At 60.3% G+C, this 18616-nt stretch carries 12 protein-coding genes and 2 riboswitches; of the genes, 5 read left to right on the top strand and 7 right to left on the bottom strand.

Annotated elements, in window-relative coordinates; all coding sequences use genetic code 11:
* Positions 1-37 precede the first annotated feature (37 nt).
* Entirely contained in the window at positions 38-592 is a 555-nt protein-coding gene (locus ACTG2S_RS17625; protein ID WP_158114134.1) for a cysteine hydrolase family protein, read from the bottom strand.
* Between the two features lie 26 nt (positions 593-618).
* Positions 619-1590 carry a ChaN family lipoprotein gene (locus ACTG2S_RS17620; RefSeq protein WP_274161494.1) on the bottom strand — a complete coding sequence of 324 codons (972 nt, stop codon included), beginning with the start codon at positions 1588-1590 and terminating at the stop codon, positions 619-621.
* A gap of 193 nt (positions 1591-1783) precedes the next feature.
* Here ACTG2S_RS17620 and ACTG2S_RS17615 point away from each other — a divergent pair, with 193 nt between their 5' ends.
* On the top strand, positions 1784-3889 hold the full coding sequence (locus ACTG2S_RS17615; protein WP_274161493.1) for a TonB-dependent hemoglobin/transferrin/lactoferrin family receptor: 2106 nt from the start codon (positions 1784-1786) through the stop codon (positions 3887-3889).
* Positions 3890-4179: 290 nt separating this feature from the next.
* Positions 4180-5334, top strand: a complete 1155-nt coding sequence (locus ACTG2S_RS17610) for a 3-phenylpropionate MFS transporter (protein WP_274161492.1) — start codon at positions 4180-4182, stop codon at positions 5332-5334.
* A gap of 65 nt (positions 5335-5399) precedes the next feature.
* Here the strand turns inward: ACTG2S_RS17610 and ACTG2S_RS17605 are convergent, their stop codons facing one another.
* Genes ACTG2S_RS17605 through ACTG2S_RS17595 form a run of 3 tightly spaced genes read right to left on the bottom strand, consistent with a single transcriptional unit; the run spans position 5400 to position 7390 of the window.
* Entirely contained in the window at positions 5400-6617 is a 1218-nt protein-coding gene (locus ACTG2S_RS17605) for a hypothetical protein (RefSeq protein WP_274161491.1), read from the bottom strand.
* Between the two features lie 7 nt (positions 6618-6624).
* Complete coding sequence (locus tag ACTG2S_RS17600; RefSeq protein ID WP_005348179.1) at positions 6625-6834, bottom strand: helix-turn-helix domain-containing protein; 210 nt, start codon at positions 6832-6834, stop codon at positions 6625-6627.
* A gap of 7 nt (positions 6835-6841) precedes the next feature.
* Positions 6842-7390, bottom strand: a complete 549-nt coding sequence (locus ACTG2S_RS17595) for a DUF2975 domain-containing protein (RefSeq protein WP_149152309.1) — start codon at positions 7388-7390, stop codon at positions 6842-6844.
* A 215-nt stretch (positions 7391-7605) separates the two neighbouring features.
* Between ACTG2S_RS17595 and ACTG2S_RS17590 the strand changes: the two genes are divergently transcribed.
* Positions 7606-11061: a hybrid sensor histidine kinase/response regulator gene (locus ACTG2S_RS17590; RefSeq protein ID WP_274161490.1), complete on the top strand. Its 3456-nt coding sequence runs from the start codon at positions 7606-7608 to the stop codon at positions 11059-11061.
* A gap of 234 nt (positions 11062-11295) precedes the next feature.
* Positions 11296-11383: riboswitch (cyclic di-GMP riboswitch) on the top strand.
* A gap of 102 nt (positions 11384-11485) precedes the next feature.
* Positions 11486-14080, top strand: a complete 2595-nt coding sequence (locus ACTG2S_RS17585) for a glycosyl hydrolase family 18 protein (RefSeq protein WP_279498660.1) — start codon at positions 11486-11488, stop codon at positions 14078-14080.
* A 127-nt stretch (positions 14081-14207) separates the two neighbouring features.
* On the opposite strand, the gene ACTG2S_RS17580 is transcribed toward ACTG2S_RS17585, so the two are convergent.
* Both ACTG2S_RS17580 and ACTG2S_RS17575 read right to left on the bottom strand, forming a co-directional pair.
* The gene (locus ACTG2S_RS17580) at positions 14208-15179 is read right to left on the bottom strand and encodes a sensor domain-containing diguanylate cyclase (protein ID WP_439983260.1); all 972 of its coding nucleotides are present in this window, start codon (positions 15177-15179) and stop codon (positions 14208-14210) included.
* An 84-nt stretch (positions 15180-15263) separates the two neighbouring features.
* Complete coding sequence (locus ACTG2S_RS17575) at positions 15264-15443, bottom strand: hypothetical protein (RefSeq protein WP_279498658.1); 180 nt, start codon at positions 15441-15443, stop codon at positions 15264-15266.
* A gap of 315 nt (positions 15444-15758) precedes the next feature.
* Positions 15759-15846: riboswitch (cyclic di-GMP riboswitch) on the top strand.
* A gap of 99 nt (positions 15847-15945) precedes the next feature.
* Here ACTG2S_RS17575 and ACTG2S_RS17570 point away from each other — a divergent pair.
* Positions 15946-18558, top strand: a complete 2613-nt coding sequence (locus ACTG2S_RS17570) for a glycosyl hydrolase family 18 protein (protein WP_439983021.1) — start codon at positions 15946-15948, stop codon at positions 18556-18558.
* Positions 18559-18616: the final 58 nt, after the last annotated feature.

Genomic DNA, 18616 nt, shown 5'->3' with positions numbered 1-18616 from the left:
GACAGACTCCAGTGAGAAACGAGGCGAGGCTCGCAGATTAGCACGGCTGCAGGGTGGGTGTTACTGCCAGCAGCTCGTCGGTGGTGAGCAGGGTGACACTGCGCCCCTCCGGCAGGCTGAGGTGGCGCCACATCCAGTGATGGTGCTCGGTGATTTGGGCCGCGCTCAGGTGGGGGCGATCGGCGGTGGTGTGACCATCGCTCAACACCAGCACCTCGTACCCATGGGAGGCCGCACTGCGCACCGTGGTGTCGACGCAAAAATCGGTGGCACAGCCACAGAGGATCAGTCGATCGACCGGCTGCTCGGCCAGCAGGAAGGCGAGCTCGGTGTCGAGAAAGCTGTCACAGGCCGTTTTGCGTACCCGGCTCTCTCCCTTGGCCGGTTGCAGTGCACTGTGCAACTGCCAACCCGGGGTACCCGGTTCCAGTTCGGTACCGGGGGGCGAGTCATGCTGGATATAGATGACCCGTCCCTGCTGCTGCCTGACATGGGCTGCCGCCCGATTGATATTGGCCAGCACCTGCTCCTGGCGGTAACGGGGCTCGTTGAACAAGCCTTGCTGCACATCGATGATCAGTAACACATCCATTTTCTTACCCGCCGTTTCCTGGAAGATTAGGGTTGCAGCCACTGGCTGCAGTCACGACTGCGGGATTGATGCAGCGCGCCCATATCTTGCTTCATCTCGTCACTGTTTTGCCAGCGCTTAGGCAGCGGCATGATGGTTACCTGCACATCGGCTGCGGGATCTGCAACAGAGGTCTCATCTGTGCGGGGCACGACCAGCGCCACCTTGAGGGCAGGATTGCGGCTGGCGATGCGACTGGCGAGTCCAAGCCCCCCCTCGACGTGGAAATTGCCGGCGATATGCATGATCTGCTGGCCCGGGTGCTTGGCGAGATAATCCACCATGCTCTCGGCCATGGTGTCATCCCAACTGGTCTGGGCGGCGAAGCGGCGGGCGTTGCTGTCGGCGTCGCCGTGGTGCATGGAGGCCATAAATTTCTGTTTATAGGGATCATCCCCTAGCGTCAGTTGGCGGGCCAGCTGGCTGCGGCGCGACGCGGGCAGTTTGTCGAGCCACTCAGCCCCCTCCTGACCGACACAGCTCACCAGCGGTTTGGGGGCGTTGGCGGCGATCACCGGCATCTGGTGAGCCTTGGCAAACTCTACCAGCGGGCGGTAGTCGCTCGGATAGTTGGGCCAGGCGTTGCCTTCGCGGATCAAGGCCGCTTCACCAATCTGGTTCGCCAGATAGGCATCCAGCGTCTTCTGGTCGGCGCGGCTGAACTGCTCCATGGAGAGGGCCAATGGCCGACCGTGCTGCTGACCTGCGGTGTAGAGCCCGCTCAGCAGGCGCGATTGCAACAGATGCACGGCGGGATGGCTGTGTAGCTCACCCACCAGAATGATGTCGGCGTCGGCAATGCGCGCGATTGCCTGCTCCAGCGTCAGGTCTGCGTCTCCCTCGCTGCTTAGCCGGTAGTCATAGAGCGTCTGCAACTGTGATGACTGGGTCGGTTGGGTGGGGGTGGCACAGGCTGCCAGCAGCAGCGGCAGGGCGAGCAGGGGAAGTCGTCTAATCATGGGATCTCACGGCTGATATGCCCGGATGCCGGTGCATCTCGGGGGGCTAATAGAGAATAAGGGCAACACAGGGCGACAGTGTAAAACCAATTTGGTTCAAAACAAATGAGAATGATTTCGTTTCTTGTTGATCTTTGTCGAGAGCCGGGTAATATGCGGCCTGTTTGATAACAGTTCTCAATAAGGATTCGCTGTGACCCATCATAACGCACTCTCTCTGGTTGCCCTCGCCGTGGCGGCCGGTCTCTCTTCCCAGGTCTTTGCTGCCACCCAGAAGGCGGATGAAGTCGTGGTCGTCAGCGGCTCACGGATGGAGCAAAAACTGGAAGATGTCTCCGGCCCCATCTCGGTGATCACCGCCAAGCAGATTGAAGAGCAGGTCGTCACCAACGTCGCCGACCTGTTCCGCTACGAGCCGGGAGTCAAGGCGCTGGGTGGGGAGGGGGATACCCAGACCTTCATCATCCGCGGCATGGGGGAAAACCGGGTCAAGGTGGTGCGCGACGGTGTGCGCCAGAACGATGCTTACAGCAAGGGCGGTGTTGGCCAGAGCTACTTTGATACCGACATGATCAAGCAGGTAGAAGTGGCCAAGGGGCCTGCGTCTGCCGCCTACGGCTCCGATGCGCTGGGTGGCGTAATTGCCATCACCACCAAGGATGCCAGCGATTTCCTCAAGGGCAAGGATAGTTATCTGGACGTGACCAGCGGTTACGCCTCCAGCAGCCACCAGAAGATGGCGGGCTTTACCGGCGCCCTGCGCACTGGTGAAGTGGAGAACCTGCTGCGCTACACCTGGCGCGATGGCGGTGTGACCCAGAATTTCGACTCCACCAAGAACGACTTCGATATCGGTACCCACGCCCTGCTGCTCAAGAGCAAGTGGAACCTCTCCGATGAGCAGTTCCTCAAGCTGACCGTTGACTACCTGACCGATGGCGAGGAACCGGATGCGGTCAAGCTCAACAAGGTCGGTAGCCGGATGGCGCAGGTCTTCGAGCAGCCCATTACCGACAAGCAGACTGATAACCTCTCTGTGGTGCTGGATCACGGCATCGCGTTGAATCAAGGCTGGGCCGACCGGATGGATAGCAAGGTCTACTTTGCCCGCACCAAGCAGACGCTGGATCAGTACGCCTCATCCCAGTATCCGGTTAACCCGCGTAGCCGCTATGTGTTCAAAAATTCGCTGGATCACAATGTGTTCGATCAGAAGAACATCGGCGCCCAGTTGCAGTTCCACAAGGCAGTCGCCAACCACCGCCTGGCCTGGGGTGCTGAGTACGAGCACACCGACAACGAACGTACCCGTTACAAGGGGCCTACGACTCCCGGTGATTTTGTCGGCTACAACGAGCTGAGCTTCCCGGCGACCACTAGCGAGCGCAGCGCCCTGTGGGCCTTTGACGAGATCAAGTTTGGCGAGCGCTGGGTGCTGACCCCGGGGGCCCGTTATGACTACTACCGGATGACTCCGGACAACGACCCTGCTTACACAGGCGACAAGCTGCACAAGTTATCGGAAGGGGAGCTGTCACCCAAGCTGGGTCTGGTGTTTAAGGCCCACGAGGCGGCCAACCTGTTCGCCCAGTACAGCCACGGCTTCAAGGCCCCCATGTATGACAACGCCTTCTCCACCCTGAACCATCAGGCTTACAGGTATCGTGTCGAGCCCAACCCTAACCTCAACCCGGAGAGCAGCGACGGCATCGATCTCGGTGTACGTGGCAACAGCAATGGCTTCAGCTATGAAGTGGCCAGCTTCTACAACAAGTTTGACGATTTCATCAGCCGCGTTGTTGTTGGTAAGGAAGGAGACACCGATGTTTATCAATTTCAAAATTTGAGTAAGGTTACGACTAAAGGGATCGAGGCCAAGGCGGATTACTGGTTCAATGACATTGTCAATATTTGGGGGAACTTGGCATATATCGATGGTAAAAATGGTAACGGTAATTATATCAATGAATTAAGCCCATTGAGTGGCAGTGTCGGTGTCCGTCTGGAGCAGGAAAAATGGAACTTCAATACAGCACTGCGCTTTGCCGACGACATGGGCAAGGTCGGCAAGGATGCGAACGGCAAGGAGTATGAGAAGGCGGCTGGTTGGGGTGTGGTGGATATGTACGCCCAGTTCAACCCGATGACCGACCTGCAGCTCAACGTCGGGGTCTTCAACCTGTTTGACAAGGAGTACACCAGCTACGAGCGCATCGCCGGTCGTGCCGAGGGCTCCGATAACAGCATGATGACCGAACCGGGCCGCAACCTGAGTGCACGGGTCAAATACGTATTCTAAAGAGCAAACAACAGACGCAGATGATCAAAGGGGCTTCGGCCCCTTTTTTGTCGCCGCCATGTTGTGACGATGGAGCAGAGCAGATGTTTGCCTAAAAAAAGAAACCCGCCATGGGCGGGTGGAAGGATTGCAACACTAACCAGGAGGAGGTGTTACTAGGTAGACCCCGCCTATTCGGTAATAGTTCAATTTTATTGAAGTTTTTTCGATTTCTTCGCGGGGTTTCCATCGGGATCTGCGGGGGAGGATGGGTTATCATTCTGCTCCCGTCATCCGGTTGCAGAGGATCTATGCCCGCGTTCTCCTGGTTAGCGCTCTTTTTCGGCGCCTTCTATTTTGTCTACGGCGCTTACTTGCCGTTCTGGTCGCTCTGGCTGGAGGGGGTGGGCGTCAGCGCCGAGATGATTGGTCTCCTGCTGGGGGCGGGGATGGCGATCCGCTTTGCCGGCAACCTGATGGTGATGGGGCAGATCAAGGGGGCGGGCCATCTGCTGCCGGTTACTCGGTTGCTCTCCCTGCTCAGTCTGCTGGCGTTTCTCGGCTTCTATCTCAGTCATAACCTTTGGTGGCTGGTGGGTTTGACCCTGCTGGCGAACTTTATCTATCCGACCCTGATGCCGGTGGGGGAGGCGCTGGCGACCCGCATGGTGGTGCAGGCCCATCTCGATTACGGCAAGGTGCGGCTGTGCGGCTCCTTTGCCTTTATTGTCGCCTCTACCCTGGTGGGGGCGCTGGTGGGCAACTTCGGTAGTGACTGGATTTTGCACACCATGGTGGCGGGGCTGGCGCTGATGCTGCTGCTCAGCTGGCTGCCGCTCTATCCGGCGCCACAGGATAGTCAGGGCGAGCGGGCCAAGGCGTCCTTGCTGGCAACCCTGCGCAGCGCATCGGTGCGCCGTTTCCTGCTGCTGACAGCTTTGCTGCAGGGGAGCCACGCCGCCTATTACGGTTTCAGCGCCATCTACTGGAAGGCGCAAGGGTATAGCGGCACCATCATCGGCTATCTCTGGGCGCTCGGGGTGGTGGCCGAGATTTGCATGTTCGCCGCCGACAAGCGTTTCCTGCAACGCTTTGGCGCCCAGAGTCTCTTTATCGCCGGTGCCGTCGGTTGTGTGGTGCGCTGGGTATTGCTGGGTGCCTCGACCGAGTTGTGGGTACTGGTGCTGGGGCAACTGCTCCACTCGGTCACCTTTGGCATGAGCCATCTGGGGGCTGTGCGCTTCATGACTCGCCAGCTGCCCGCCGAGCAGTTGATCCCGACCCAGGCGCTCTATGCGGCCCTTGGCCTCGGCATGACGGTGGCGGCCCTGATGGCACTTTGTGGCGTGCTGTTCGAGCCTCTCGGCGGCGGCATCTTCTTCCTGATGGTGCTGGTGGTCTTGCCGGTCTTCTTCCTGCGGCTGCGCCCCTTTGCGCCGTCTGCGCAGGAGAGGGCTCCGGCCTGATTGAATCATCACCTAACAAAAGGGAGAGCCACGGCTCTCCCTTTTTCGTTGTCGCGGTTGCGCTGTTACTGCTGCTCGCCCAGATAGAGGCGGCTGAGGCGGCGCCAGGTATCCGAGCCGATGGTGCCGGCAAGCAGCTCATTGGATGCAGCATCAAAGCGGCCATCCGGCAGCCAGCCCAGTTGGGGCAGCAGTTGCGCCAGCGTCACGTCATTGTGTTGCAACTCCCGCTCCAGCGCTTCCCAGAAGGCGCTCCCCTTGACGTAAAAGAGCGGGTAGTAGGAGCGATCGCCCGCCAGCACCTCGCGAGCTGCCCGATAGAGGCCGCTCTCGCTATGGGGCAGCTGTTTGCCCCGCTCGGCCAGCTCGTTGACCGCCGTGACCTGATGCAGCCGAAAGCGGCGCAGCGCTTTGATGGCAAGGTACTCGGCGAGGCTCTCGTTGACCCAGGTGGGCTGTGGGGCAGTACGGCGAGCGCTGAGGATATGTACCGCCTCGTGGGCCGAGGTGCGCAGCAGGCGCAAGGGGGCCTGTGGCGTCGGCTTGCCAGCCTCGGTGGGGTAGTTGGCAACAAACACCTGATCCCCGGCGGCGCCGCCAAGGGAGTGGGTCGCCACATCCCGCCCCAGCCACACCAGTTGCCACGGGTGAGTGGGCGGATCCACATCGAGCTGGAAGGCCAGATAGTCGATGATCTCATTCAGTTGCTGCTGCAAGGCCGGCAGATCGAGCTGGTTGGCGATCTCGTCATGGCTCAGCACCAGCCGCGGATCCGGCTTGGTGACGGGCACAGTGTCCAGACCAAATGGCAGGATCAGCGGCGGCTGGTTGACATCCGGCAGTGGTTGGCAGTTGCCATCCGGCAGACAAACCTTTCCTTGGCGGCTCCCCATCTGGCGCACAAAGTTACCCCACTCGGTCAATAGCCACTGGTTGGGAGCAAACAGCAGCGACTGTTGGGCCGAGGCATCTGCACCCACTGTCGGAGGGGGGGTGAGCGTGATCTGCCAGCCGATCTCCTTGCAGGAGAAGGGCTGGTTGAGGGCAACCGGCTGGTTGTTTGCAAGGCAGACCAGCGCGGGGGAAACCAGCGTGGCACTGCCCGGCAACTGACGAGCGGGGAGCAGGGTAAAGGGAGGCTTGCCCTGCATGGTGAGGCGCACTTGCAGCACATTGGCGCTGGCGCCCTGCTCTATAAGGTAGCGGGGGCCGTTCGCGTCATGGCCAGCGCAGGCCCACAGCGGCAGCAGCCACAGGGCAAACAGGGTGATATGACGACTCATAAGGGGGTTAGCGCTCCTGCTCGTAGCCCAGCAGATCGCCGGGCTGGCAATTGAGTTCACGGCAGATGGCCTCCAGAGTGGAGAAGCGCACCGCCTTGGCGTGGCCATTCTTGAGGATCGAGAGGTTGGCCTCGGTGATGTCGATGCGCTGGGCCAGTTCGCGGGCGGTCATTTTGCGCTCGGCCAGCAGGGCATCGAGGCGGATGATAATGGGCATAGGATCCTCACACCGTCAGTTGCTGTTCATCGGCCAGCAGTTTGGCCTCGCGCATGACCAGTGCCAGCGCCAGTACGATCAGTCCCGCCAGCAGTACCCGGAAATCGGAGGTACTCAGCGCTATGGTACCGAGTACTTCCGGGCCTCTCATGGTGAGCACCGTATCCAGCAAGGGGGTCAGGATCAATTCGACCAGGAAGGTTGTACAGAGCAGCAGTCCGATCTGCCGATAGCGGCGGATCTGCTCGAAGGTGAAGAGCAGACCGGCGCGGTAGCCACGAAACAGCTGGCGCAGTTGCCAGAGCATCATCATAAAGACCAGATCCGGCAACAGCTGCACCAGGGTGCCGAGCAGCCGGGTGGAGAAGTGAAGGGGATAGTCAGCAGGATTGATGCCGGGGCGGCTCAAGATGGTGTTGAGCTTCTCCTGCAGCAAATCGGCGCCACCGAAGGGGGTCCACACCTCCAGCAAGGTGATCAAAGGGGTCGCCAGCAGTGCCAGCAGTAGCAGCCATTCGATCAGCATGCTCGAGCGTTCGAGTTTGTTGGAGATCATCTCATTCCTCACTGTGATGGTTTTATCTGAAAGGTAAAGTTTATCGTTTATCAATATTCATATCGGCAATGTTTATTGTTTTGCGATATACAGTCAAGATAAAACTTATTGAAAAACGATAATTTCAATCTGTCCGAAGGGGATGACTTTTGGCTGTAGCCTCTCTAGACTGGCGAGGTTGTATACAAAAACTCAACATGGACAAGGAGTTATCGATGCACCAGGGATGGCTGCTGATCGGATTGTCGCTCACCTATCTGGGGCTGCTGTTTCTGATCGCCTTCGTGGCTGACAAGCACAAACGGCACCGTCTCAAGGGGCAACCGCTGCTCTACAGCCTGTCGCTGGCGGTCTACTGCACCTCCTGGACCTTCTTCGGCACCGTGGGGCAGGCGAGTGAATCCCCCTGGTCACCAGTACCCATCTACCTTGGCCCCATGCTGGTCTTTCTGTTTGGCTGGCGGCTGCTGGCCCGCCTTATTCTGGTGGCCAAGCGCGAACACATCACCTCCATCGCTGACTTTATCGCCGCCCGTTACGGCAAATCCCAGCGGCTCGCCATGGTGATCGCCCTCATCGCCATCATAGGGATCCTCCCCTATCTGGTGTTGCAGCTCAAAGCCATCGTCACCGGGCTGGATCTGCTGATGGTCAACAGCGGCGGCATCAGCCCGACCAGCAATACCAGCGAGTTGGCGCTCGGGGTTACTCTGCTGCTGGCGCTGTTCAGCATCCTGTTCGGTACCCGCCATCTCGATGCCACCGAGCACCACAGGGGGATGGTGGTGGCCATCGCTTTCGAGTCGGTGGTCAAATTGCTGGCCTTTATCGCGGTGGGGGGCTTCGCCCTCTGGCTGATCCTGAGCAAACCGGGCGAGGCTCACGAACAGGTGACCCGCGACTTCTTTGCGCAGGTGATGGCGGTGAGCCCCGGCAACCTGCTGGAGCTTGCCATCTATACGGTGCTGGCGATGTGCGCCGTCATCTGCCTGCCGCGCCAGTTTCATGTGACTGTGGTGGAGAACAATCAGGGGCAGGATCTGCACTGGGCGCGCTGGATCTTCCCGCTCTACCTGTTCGTGATGGGGCTCTTTATCTGGCCGCTGGCGCTGGCGGGCAAGCAGTGGGTGGGTGCCGATATGGCCTCCGACACCTATGTGATAAGTCTGCCGATGGCCCTCGGTTTCGATGGCATGGCGATGCTGGCGTTTCTCGGCGGTACCTCGGCGGCCACCGGCATGGTGATCGTCTGCACCATCGCACTGGCGATCATGGTGAGCAACGATCTGGTGCTGCCGGTGCTGCTGCGCCGCTTCTGGCGGCAGGGGCGCGACGAGCGGCTGGTACGGCTGCTGCTGCAGGTGCGCCGTGGCGCCATCCTGCTGATCTTGCTGGCGGCCTGGGGGCTCTACCTCTGGCTCGGCGATCTCACCAGCTTGTCGCGCATCGGCTATCTCTCTTTTGGCGCGGTGGCCCAGTTTGCGCCAGCCCTGCTGCTCGGTCTCTACTGGCGTCATGGCAATCGCAAGGGGGTCTATCTTGGGTTGAGCCTCGGGGTGAGCCTCTGGTTCGTCACCCTGCTTGTGGAGAGCGGGCTGCTGGCCGGTTCACCGCTGGCTGAACTGCTGGCTCCGCCGGACTGGCCCGCGTTTCGCGAGCTGAGTCTCGGGGCCTGGTGCATCTTCCTGAGCCTGCTGTTCAACCTGCTCGGCTATGTTGCCGGTTCCTTATTGTCGCGCCCTGCGGTGAGCGAGCGGCTGCAGGCGGCCAACTTTGTCGGCAAGCCGAGCCGCGATACCGCCGCCCTCTATCAGGCGCGGGTCTCGGTCAAGGAGCTGGAGATGCTGGCGGCCCGCTTTGTCGGCTCAAGCCGGGTCAAGCGCGCCTTTGGTCGTTTCGCCGGTGAGCGGGGCGGCACCCTGGCGCCCCAGATGCAAGCATCGGCCGAGCTGATTGCACATACCGAGCGGCTGCTGGCGGGGGTGTTTGGTACCTCGTCGGCGCGGTTGGTGCTCGCCTCGGCCCTGCAGGGGCGCAACATGCAGCTCGAGGAGATCGCCACCATAGTCGATGAGGCCTCCGACGTGTTTCGCTTCAACCGAGGCTTGTTGCAGGGGGCGATCGAGCATATCGGGCAGGGGATCTCGGTGGTGGACAGGGAGCTTCGGCTGGTCGCCTGGAACCGCCGCTACATCGAGCTGTTCCACTATCCGCCCGGGCTTATTCAGGCAGGGCGCCCCATCGAGGAGATCATTCGCTACAACGCCCAGCAGGGGCTCTGTGGCCCCGGTGATATCGAGGATCACGTGGCGCGGCGGGTTGCCTTTATGAAGCGCGGCAGCGCCCATATCTCGGCGCGGGAGCGCCCGGACGGGCGGGTGATCGAGATGCAGGGCAACCCCATGCCCGCCGGCGGTTTTGTCATGACCTTTACCGACATCACGCCGTTTCGCGATGCGGAGCGGGTGCTGCGCGAAGCGAACGAACATCTGGAGGCACGGGTGGCCGAGCGCACCCGTGAGCTCTCCGAACTCAACCGCCAGCTGCTGTTGGTGAACCAGCAGGTGGAGCGGGCCAATCAATCCAAGAGCCGTTTTCTGGCGGCGGTCAGCCACGATCTGACCCAGCCCCTCAATGCCGCCAAGCTGTTTACCTCCTCCCTGCTGGAGATGTTGCCCGATGCTGGCGAGCAGGCCCGCATCGCCCGCCATATCGATGATGCGCTGGGGGCGACCGAGGATCTCATCACCGATCTGCTCGATATCTCGCGGCTCGAAGCGGGCAAGTTCAAGGCCAAGAAGCTCGACTTTGCCCTGTGCGATCTGCTCGACAACCTCAAGGCGGAGTTTGGCGTGCTGGCGCAGGCGGGGGGGATCCACTTCTCGGTGGTGGAGAGCAAGCACGCGGTGCACAGCGATGTGCGGCTGCTGCGCCGGGTGTTGCAGAACTTCCTCACCAATGCGTTTCGCTACAACCCGGGGGGCCGGGTGCTGCTTGGTTGCCGCCGGATGGGGGAGAAGATCCGCATCGAGGTATGGGACAACGGCCCCGGTATCCCGCAGGACAAGCAGGAGGCTATTTTTGACGAGTTCTCCCGTCTCGATCACTCCCGCACCGCCAAGGAGCAGGGGCTGGGTCTGGGGCTTGCCATCGCCCGCGGCATCTCGCAGGTGCTCGGTCATCAGCTCACATTGCAGAGCTGGCCGGGCAAGGGATCGGTCTTTGCGGTGACCCTCAATCTGGCGACCCGGCCGGTCACGGCCCATCAGCTGGCGGTGCCGGTGGTGCGTGACAGCCAGCTGGAAGGGGTAGCCGTGCTCTGTATCGACAACGAGCGGGACATTCTGACCGCCATGAGCACCCTGCTCGGCCGTTGGGGCTGCGAGGTGCGCTGCGCCGTCGATCTGGCCGAAGCCGAGGCCCTGGTGGCAGAGGGGTTTGTGCCGCGGCTGGTGCTCTCCGACTACCACCTCGATGATGGCAAGACCGGGTTGGAGGCGCTCGCTGTCCTGCAACAGGTGTGTGGCGACGAGCTGGGAGGGATCATCATCAGTGCCGATCGCAAGAGCGAGCTGCAGGCGCAGATCCGCGAGCGGGGGTATGGCTACATCAGCAAACCGGTCAAACCGCTCAAACTGCGGGCTCTGATGAACAGTCTGCTGCTGCGCTAGCCACATCCGGGGCGGCTAGCCGTGAACCGACTCACAAAACCGTACAATGACCCCGTGGCCCGTGGTCATGGATGAATGCCGAAAACAGAGATTTATTGGCGAAGATATCTTCATCTTTCTGCGCAATCGCCGCCAGTTACAGTATTGGCTTGCCACTGTCGGTGAACGCCGACAGTGGCAGACCGGATTGGCTCACTCTATAGTCGGGATGCAATTTTTTGCATCGCAAATGAAGTAACCGAAGGGCAAACCGATCGCAAGATCGGGACGCAAAGCTTCCGGCCCAGGGATGAGCCGTACTTGAGATAGCGGGGCCACCACAGGTTGTTGTGCACCTTTGCCAAGAGGCCGCACTGCCGTCTGCGTTACCTGTCAGGGCGTAGCCCTTTTCGTTGCCAACATAACGAAATAGGGAAATATAAAAATGCTAAGTCCAAAGCCTACCACGCTGGCCCTTGCGGTCGGTCTGTGCTGCGCCTCGTCTGTTTATGCTGCGGCGCCCGGCAAGCCGACCATCGGATGGGGCTCCACCAAGTTTTCCATCGTTGAAGTCGATCAGGCGGCCACTGCCTACAACAATCTGGTCAAGGTAAAGGATGCCGCCGATGTGGAGGTGAACTGGAACCTCTGGAGCGGCGATCTGGGCCAGAGTACCAAGGTACTGCTCAATGGTCAGGAGGTGTGGTCCGGCCCCTCGGCCGCGGCGGGCAGCGCCAAATTCAAGGTGAAGAAAGGGGGGCGCTACCAGATGCAGGTGGCGCTGTGCAACGCCGATGGCTGTACCCTCTCTGATGCCAAGGAGATCGTGGTTGCCGATACCGATGGCAGCCATCTGGTGCCACTCAAGGCGCCGCTGCAGGAGAACAACAAGCCCTACGCCAACAAGTCCGGCAAGGTGGTGGGGACTTACTATGTGGAGTGGGGGGTCTATGGCCGCAAGTTTACGGTGGACAAGATCCCGGCCCAGAACCTGACCCATATCCTCTATGGTTTCACCCCCATTTGCGGCGGGGATGGCCTCAACGACAGCCTCAAGGAGATCGAAGGGAGCTTCCAGGCGCTGCAACGGGCGTGCGCCGGCCGGGCGGACTTCAAGGTGGCGATGCACGATCCCTGGGCCGCCATCCAGATGCCGCAAGGCAACCTCACTGCCCATGACGAGCCCTACAAGGGCAACTTTGGCGCCCTGATGGCGCTCAAGCAGGCCTATCCGAACCTCAAGATCCTCCCCTCGGTCGGCGGCTGGACCCTCTCCGATCCCTTCTACTTCCTCGGTGACAAAACCAAGCGCGATGTGTTTGTCGGCTCGGTGAAAGAGTTCCTGCAGACCTGGAAGTTCTTCGACGGTGTGGATATCGACTGGGAGTACCCAGGCGGACAGGGTGCCAACCCGAAACTGGGCAGCCCGAGTGATGGTGCCACTTATGTGGCCCTGATGAAGGAGCTGCGGGCCATGCTCGACGAGCTGGAGGCCGAGACCGGTCGCCAGTATGAGCTCACTTCCGCCATTGGGGCGGGGGGCGACAAGATCCAGGATGTGGACTACAAGGCGGCCCAGCCCTACATGGACCACATCTTCATGATGACCTACGACTACAACGGTGCCTGGAGCAACACCGAGCTGGGCCACCAGACCAACCTCTATGCGGCGAGCTGGGATCCCGATACCAAGTACACCACCGACAAGGCGGTCAATCAGCTGCTGGCGCAGGGGGTTGAGCCGGGCAAGCTGGTGGTTGGTGCCGCCATGTATGGCCGTGGCTGGACCGGGGTGAGCGGTTATCAGGGCAACAACCCCTTCACCGGCAAGGCGACCGGCAAGGTGAAAGGCACCTGGGAGGACGGGGTGGTGGATTACCGCGACATCGTCAACAACCGGATGGGGGCGGGCTGGGAGAAGGGCTACGACGAGGTGGCCGAGGCTCCCTATCTGTTCAAGGCGGCGACCGGCGATCTCATCATCTATGACAACGATCGCTCGGTCAAGGCCAAGGGGCAGTATGTGCTGGCCAACAAGCTCGGTGGCCTCTTCTCCTGGGAGATCGATGCCGACAACGGCGACATCCTCAACGCCATGCACGAGGGGTTGGGCCACGGCAGTGGCGTCACGCCACCGGCCAACAAGCCGCCGCTGGCCAACGCGGGCAGTGACCTCAAGGTGACCGGCCCGACCGAGGTGACGCTGGATGGGTCGGCCTCCCACGATCCGGAAAACAGCGCGCTCAACTACAGCTGGAAGCAGATCTCCGGCCCGCAGGCTGCCCTGCTTGATGCCACTCAGGCCAAGGCCCGGGTTGTACTCGATGCCGTGTCCGCCGACATCAATCTGGTGTTCGAGCTGACAGTGACCGATGACCAGCAGTTGAGTGCCAAGGATCAGGTTGTTGTCACCAACAAGGCGCCGCAGGCCAATCTGGCGCCGGTGGTGAGTCTACCTGCCACGGCCTCTGTGGAGGCGGGCAAGCAGGTGACCATCAAGGCGACCGCCTCTGATCCGAATGGTGATCCGTTGACCTATCAGTGGAGCGTGCCGGCAGGCATCACCGCAACGGGTCAGAACAGCGCCACTCTGGTGGTCACCGGCCCGAGCGTCACCAGCGACACCGGCTATGACTTGAGCGTCACCGTCTCCGACGGTGGGCTGGATGCCAGTGCGGCAACCCGTCTGACGGTCAAACCGGCCAGCAGCGGCGGTGGTTGCACGGCGACCGATCCGGATGCGGCCAACTGGCCAGTCTGGAAAGCGCCCAGCACCTATAACAGCGGCGACAAGGTGAGCCACAACCAGCTGGTGTGGCAGGCCAAGTACTGGACCCAGGGCAACGAGCCTAGCCGCACCGCGGATCAGTGGCTGCTGGTGAGCAAGGTGCAACTGGGTTGGGATGCCAATGTGGCCTACAACGGTGGCGAGCTCACCACCCATAACGGCCGTCAGTGGAAGGCGCAGTACTGGACCAAGGGCAATGAGCCCGGCAAACACGACGTCTGGCAGGATGTGGGGGCCGCCAGCTGTAAATAAGCATTGAATGGTAGCGGGGCATGCCGGTCATGCCCCGTTTTTCCTCCCCGCTTCGCCACATTCTGGCGGGTCTGCCAACCGGTTTCCCTCAGCTTCTCTCGTGTCCCAGCAAAGTGCTCACTCTTGCCTAGTGATTAATGCTCTCCCCGATAGCTGGCATCTGTGCCGCACGCTGCTCTTTGTGGTGCCGCTTGTGTTGGTACATGTCGGCATCGGCTCTGACAAACGCAGCGGCAAAGTCGCCGCGATAGGGGGCCATCCCCATGCTGCACGAGATAGTGGGGGAGGCGCTGGCCAGCATGGTGGTCAGCCTGGCCATCGCCTGTTGCAGCTCGGTCGGTGTCAGAGTGGTGAGCAGCACAAACTCATCCCCGCCGAAGCGGGCGGCAATGACCCCCTGACCAAAGTGCTGGCGTATGCCTGCAGCGATAAGGCTCAGGGCCTGATCACCCGCCAAATGGCCACTGCTGTCATTTAGCTGTTTGAGATTATCCATGTCGATCAGCAGCAGGGTGCCTTCTGGCTGTGCTTGCAGAGCGAGTTCGAATTGCTGGCGATTGGCGAGCCCGGTCAGCTGGTCGGTATTGGCCAGCTGATAGATGCGGCGGGACTGCTGATAGATGGTGATGGCGTGGCGAATATCTCGCGCCAGGATCGCCATCAGGTGGCTGTCGTAGCGGGTAAAGGCATTACGTTTGCTGCTGTCCATATTGATCATGCCGTAGAGCTGACCATCGATATGGATCGGGGTCGCCAGCGTGGCCTGGATGGGCAGGTCGGTGCAGTTGACCAGCAGCTCTCTGTCCTGTTCGGACAGGGGCATGGTGGCATTTATCTTCGACAGGTCGTTGATCAGCAGTGTTTTGTTGCAGCGCCCCTGAGTCAGCTTGTACTGAAAGGTGTGCTCCAGCGGCAGATTGATCCGCCGCAGTTTCACCAAATCCATGCCGATGGCCGCTTCATATCTCAACATGCCTGTGCCCGGCAGCAGCTTGATCAGGCAGCCCATCTCGGCTCCCGGGATCAACATCACGGCTCGTCTGAGCAGATCCTCCAGAAAGGCCTCTTCGGTCTGGTATTGCGCCGAGTTGCGGGCCAGTTCGGTGGTGGTTTCGTTGATCTTGAGCGCCTCACTCAGATGCTGCCACTGGCGGTGCAGATGGTAGCGGTAGTGGCGATAGAGTCAGAAGGTGCAGATAAGGTAGCTCTGGACTAGCAAGGTGCTGGCAAGCGGCGCCCTTTGCCAGCCATTGAGGCTGTTGATAAGCCAGATCATACCGGCCAGTGGCAAGGCATAAATCGTCAAACGAACAAATTTGTCGTATCTGGATAACCGGGTGCGTGAGGGCAATTCGCTGGGCATGAAGACACCTGCTGGCCATGCAAAGCGGCGATTATAAATTCATTAGTTGCGATACAGATGGGTCTTTTGTCGCATATTGTTCTTACTCATTGATTTTTCTCAATTTGGTGTGATGCAGATCAAAAAAATGGTGTGAGGTATCTGGTTGGAGGTGATGAGATTAGGTCTGCATATCCGGCTGTTTTTTAAACATTAATTTCTTGAAAGTGGGTAATTGTCAGGGTTGGTAACCGGTGGGCTGGCAATGGTCCGATTTGCTTACTTATCAGAATTACCCTACAGTCAATCGGCGATTATTTATCGCCAGAAATAACGTTGTGACAAGGGCAAACCGATTGAAAAGTCGGGACGCAAAGCTTCCGGTCTAAGGGTCAAGACGACCTAGGATAGCGGGGCCACCACAGTAGAATGCAGGCTGCCTTTGCCAAGGGGTGGCCGTTTTTGTGTCACCTGTCGTGTTGCGTTGCCCTTTCGTTTTTCCAATAACGAAAAGGAAAGCAATATGCTAAGTCCAAAACCCGCACTGCTGGCCATGATGGTCGGTACCCTGCTCGCCTCCTCCGCCGCTTATGCGGCAGCTCCCGGCAAACCCGCTATCGGTTGGGGCCCCACCAAGTTTGCCATCGTCGAAGTCAACCAGTCCGCGACCGCTTATAACGAGCTGGTCAAGGTGAAGGATGGCGCCGATGTGACCGTTACCTGGAATATCTGGAACGGCGATATCGGCCAGAGTGCCAAGGTGCTGCTGGATGGCAAGGAAGTCTGGTCCGGTCTCTCTTCCGCCGCGGGTACCGCCACCTTCAAGGTGCACAAGGGGGGGCGCTATCAGATGCAGGTCGCGCTGTGCAACGGCGATGGCTGTACCCTGTCTGATGCCAAGGAGATCGTGGTCGCCGATACCGACGGCAGCCACCTTGCGCCGCTCAAGCCAGCTCTGCAGGAGCACAACAAGCCTTACGTCAACAAATCCGGCAAGGTGGTCGGTACCTACTATGTGGAGTGGGGGGTCTATGATCGCAACTTCACCGTGGACAAGTTGCCGGCCCAGAACCTGACCCATATCCTCTATGGCTTCACCCCGATCTGTGGCGGTGATGGCCTCAACGACAGCCTCAAAGAGATTGCCGGCAGCTTCCAGGCGCTGCAACGTGCCTGTGCCGGGCGCAAGGATTTCCAGGTCGCCATTCACGATCCCTGGGCCGCGCTGCAAAAAGGGCAGGGGTCACTGGTCGCCTGGGATGAGCCCTACAAGGGCAACTTCGGCAATCTGATGGCCCTCAAGCAGGCCTATCCGGACCTGAAGATCCTCCCCTCCGTCGGTGGCTGGACCCTCTCCGACCCCTTCTTCTTCATGCATGACAAGGCCAAGCGTGACGTGTTCGTCGCCTCGGTCAAAGAGTTCCTGCAGACCTGGAAGTTCTTCGACGGTGTCGACATCGACTATGAGTTCCCGGGCGGCGACGGTGCCAACCCCAATCTGGGGGACAAGACCAAAGATGGGGAAACCTATGTGCTGATCATGAAGGATCTGCGCGCCATGCTCGACGAGCTGGAGGCCGAGACCGGTCGCACCTATCAGCTCACCTCCGCCATCGGGGCCGGTTACGACAAGATTGAGGATGTGGATTACAAGGCTGCCCAGCAGTACATGGACCACCTCTTCGTGATGAGCTACGACTACAACGGTGCCTGGAGCAATACCTCCCTGGGTCATCAGGCCAACCTCTATCAGGCCACCAACGGCTCGGCCAACAAGCGCTACAACACTGATGCAGCGGTACAGCAACTGCTGGCGCAAGGGGTCGACTCGGAAAAGCTGGTGATCGGTGCCGCCGCCTACGGTCGCGGCTGGAAAGGGGTGAGCGGCTATCAGGGCAACGATCCCTTCACCGGCACCGCCACCGGCAAGATCAAGGGCACCTGGGAAGATGGTGTGCTGGATTATCGCCACATCGTCAACAGCCATATGGGCGCAGGCTGGGAGTACAACTACGACGAGACTGCCGAAGCAGCCACCCTGTTCAAGCCTTCCACCGGCGAGCTGATCACCTATGACGACGAGCGCTCGGTCAAGGCGAAAGGCCAATACGTGCTGGCCAACAAGCTGGGCGGGCTCTTCTCCTGGGAGATCGATGCCGACAACGGCGACATCCTTAACGCCATGCATGAAGGTCTCGGTCACGGTGAAGGGGTCACTCCGCCAGCCAACAAGCCGCCAGTAGCCAACGCGGGCAGCGATCTGAGTGTCACCGGCCCGACCGAGGTGACGCTGAACGGCTCCGCCTCCCACGACCCGGAAAATGGCACCCTCACCTATAGCTGGAAGCAGGTCTCCGGCCCGCAGGCCGCTCTGCTTGATGCCACTCAGGCCAAGGCCCAGGTTGTACTCGATGCCGTGTCCGCCGACATCAATCTGGTGTTCGAGCTGACGGTGACCGATGACCATCAACTGACCGCCAGGGATCAGGTGGTGGTGACCAACAAGGCGCCGCAGCCCAACCTGCCTCCGGTGGTCACTCTGCCCGCCAGCGTCAAGGTGGAAGAGGGCAAGCAGGTGACCATCACTGCCAAGGCATCCGACCCCAATGACGACGAGCTGATCTATCAATGGCAAGTGCCTGCCGGTATCACGGCGACCGGCCAGAACAGTGCCACCCTGGTGGTCACCGCCCCGGCGGTGGATACCGAAACCGCTTATGACCTTTCAGTGACCGTCTCCGATGGCGCACTCGACACCAACGCGGCCACCCGTCTCACCGTCACGCCAATCAACGAAGGTGGTGAGGGGGGCTCTTGCAGCACCACAGATCCGGAAGCGGCCAACGTCCCCGCATGGCAGGCCAGCAAGGTCTATAACGGCGGTGACAAGGTGAGCCACAACCAGCTGGTATGGCAGGCCAAGTACTGGACTCAGGGTAATGAGCCGAGCCGCGCCGCCGATCAGTGGGCGCTGGTGAGTCAGGTTGATCTGGGCTGGAACGCAGCCGTTGCCTACAACGGCGGGGATCTCACCAACCACAACGGCCGTCAGTGGAAGGCCAAGTGGTGGACTCAAGGCAATGAGCCGGGCAAGCACGATGTCTGGCTGGATGTCGGGGCAGCAAGCTGTAACTGAGGCCTCCTCACCGATGACGGGGCATGGCGACATGCCCCTCATTCCAGGTAGCAATATG

It is taken from the genome of Aeromonas sp. 82P, from assembly GCF_051919365.1.
Taxonomy (GTDB): Bacteria; Pseudomonadota; Gammaproteobacteria; order Enterobacterales; family Aeromonadaceae; genus Aeromonas; species Aeromonas veronii.
The sequence above is the reverse complement of the archived record's forward strand: the minus strand, read 5'-3'. Positions and strand labels throughout refer to the sequence as shown.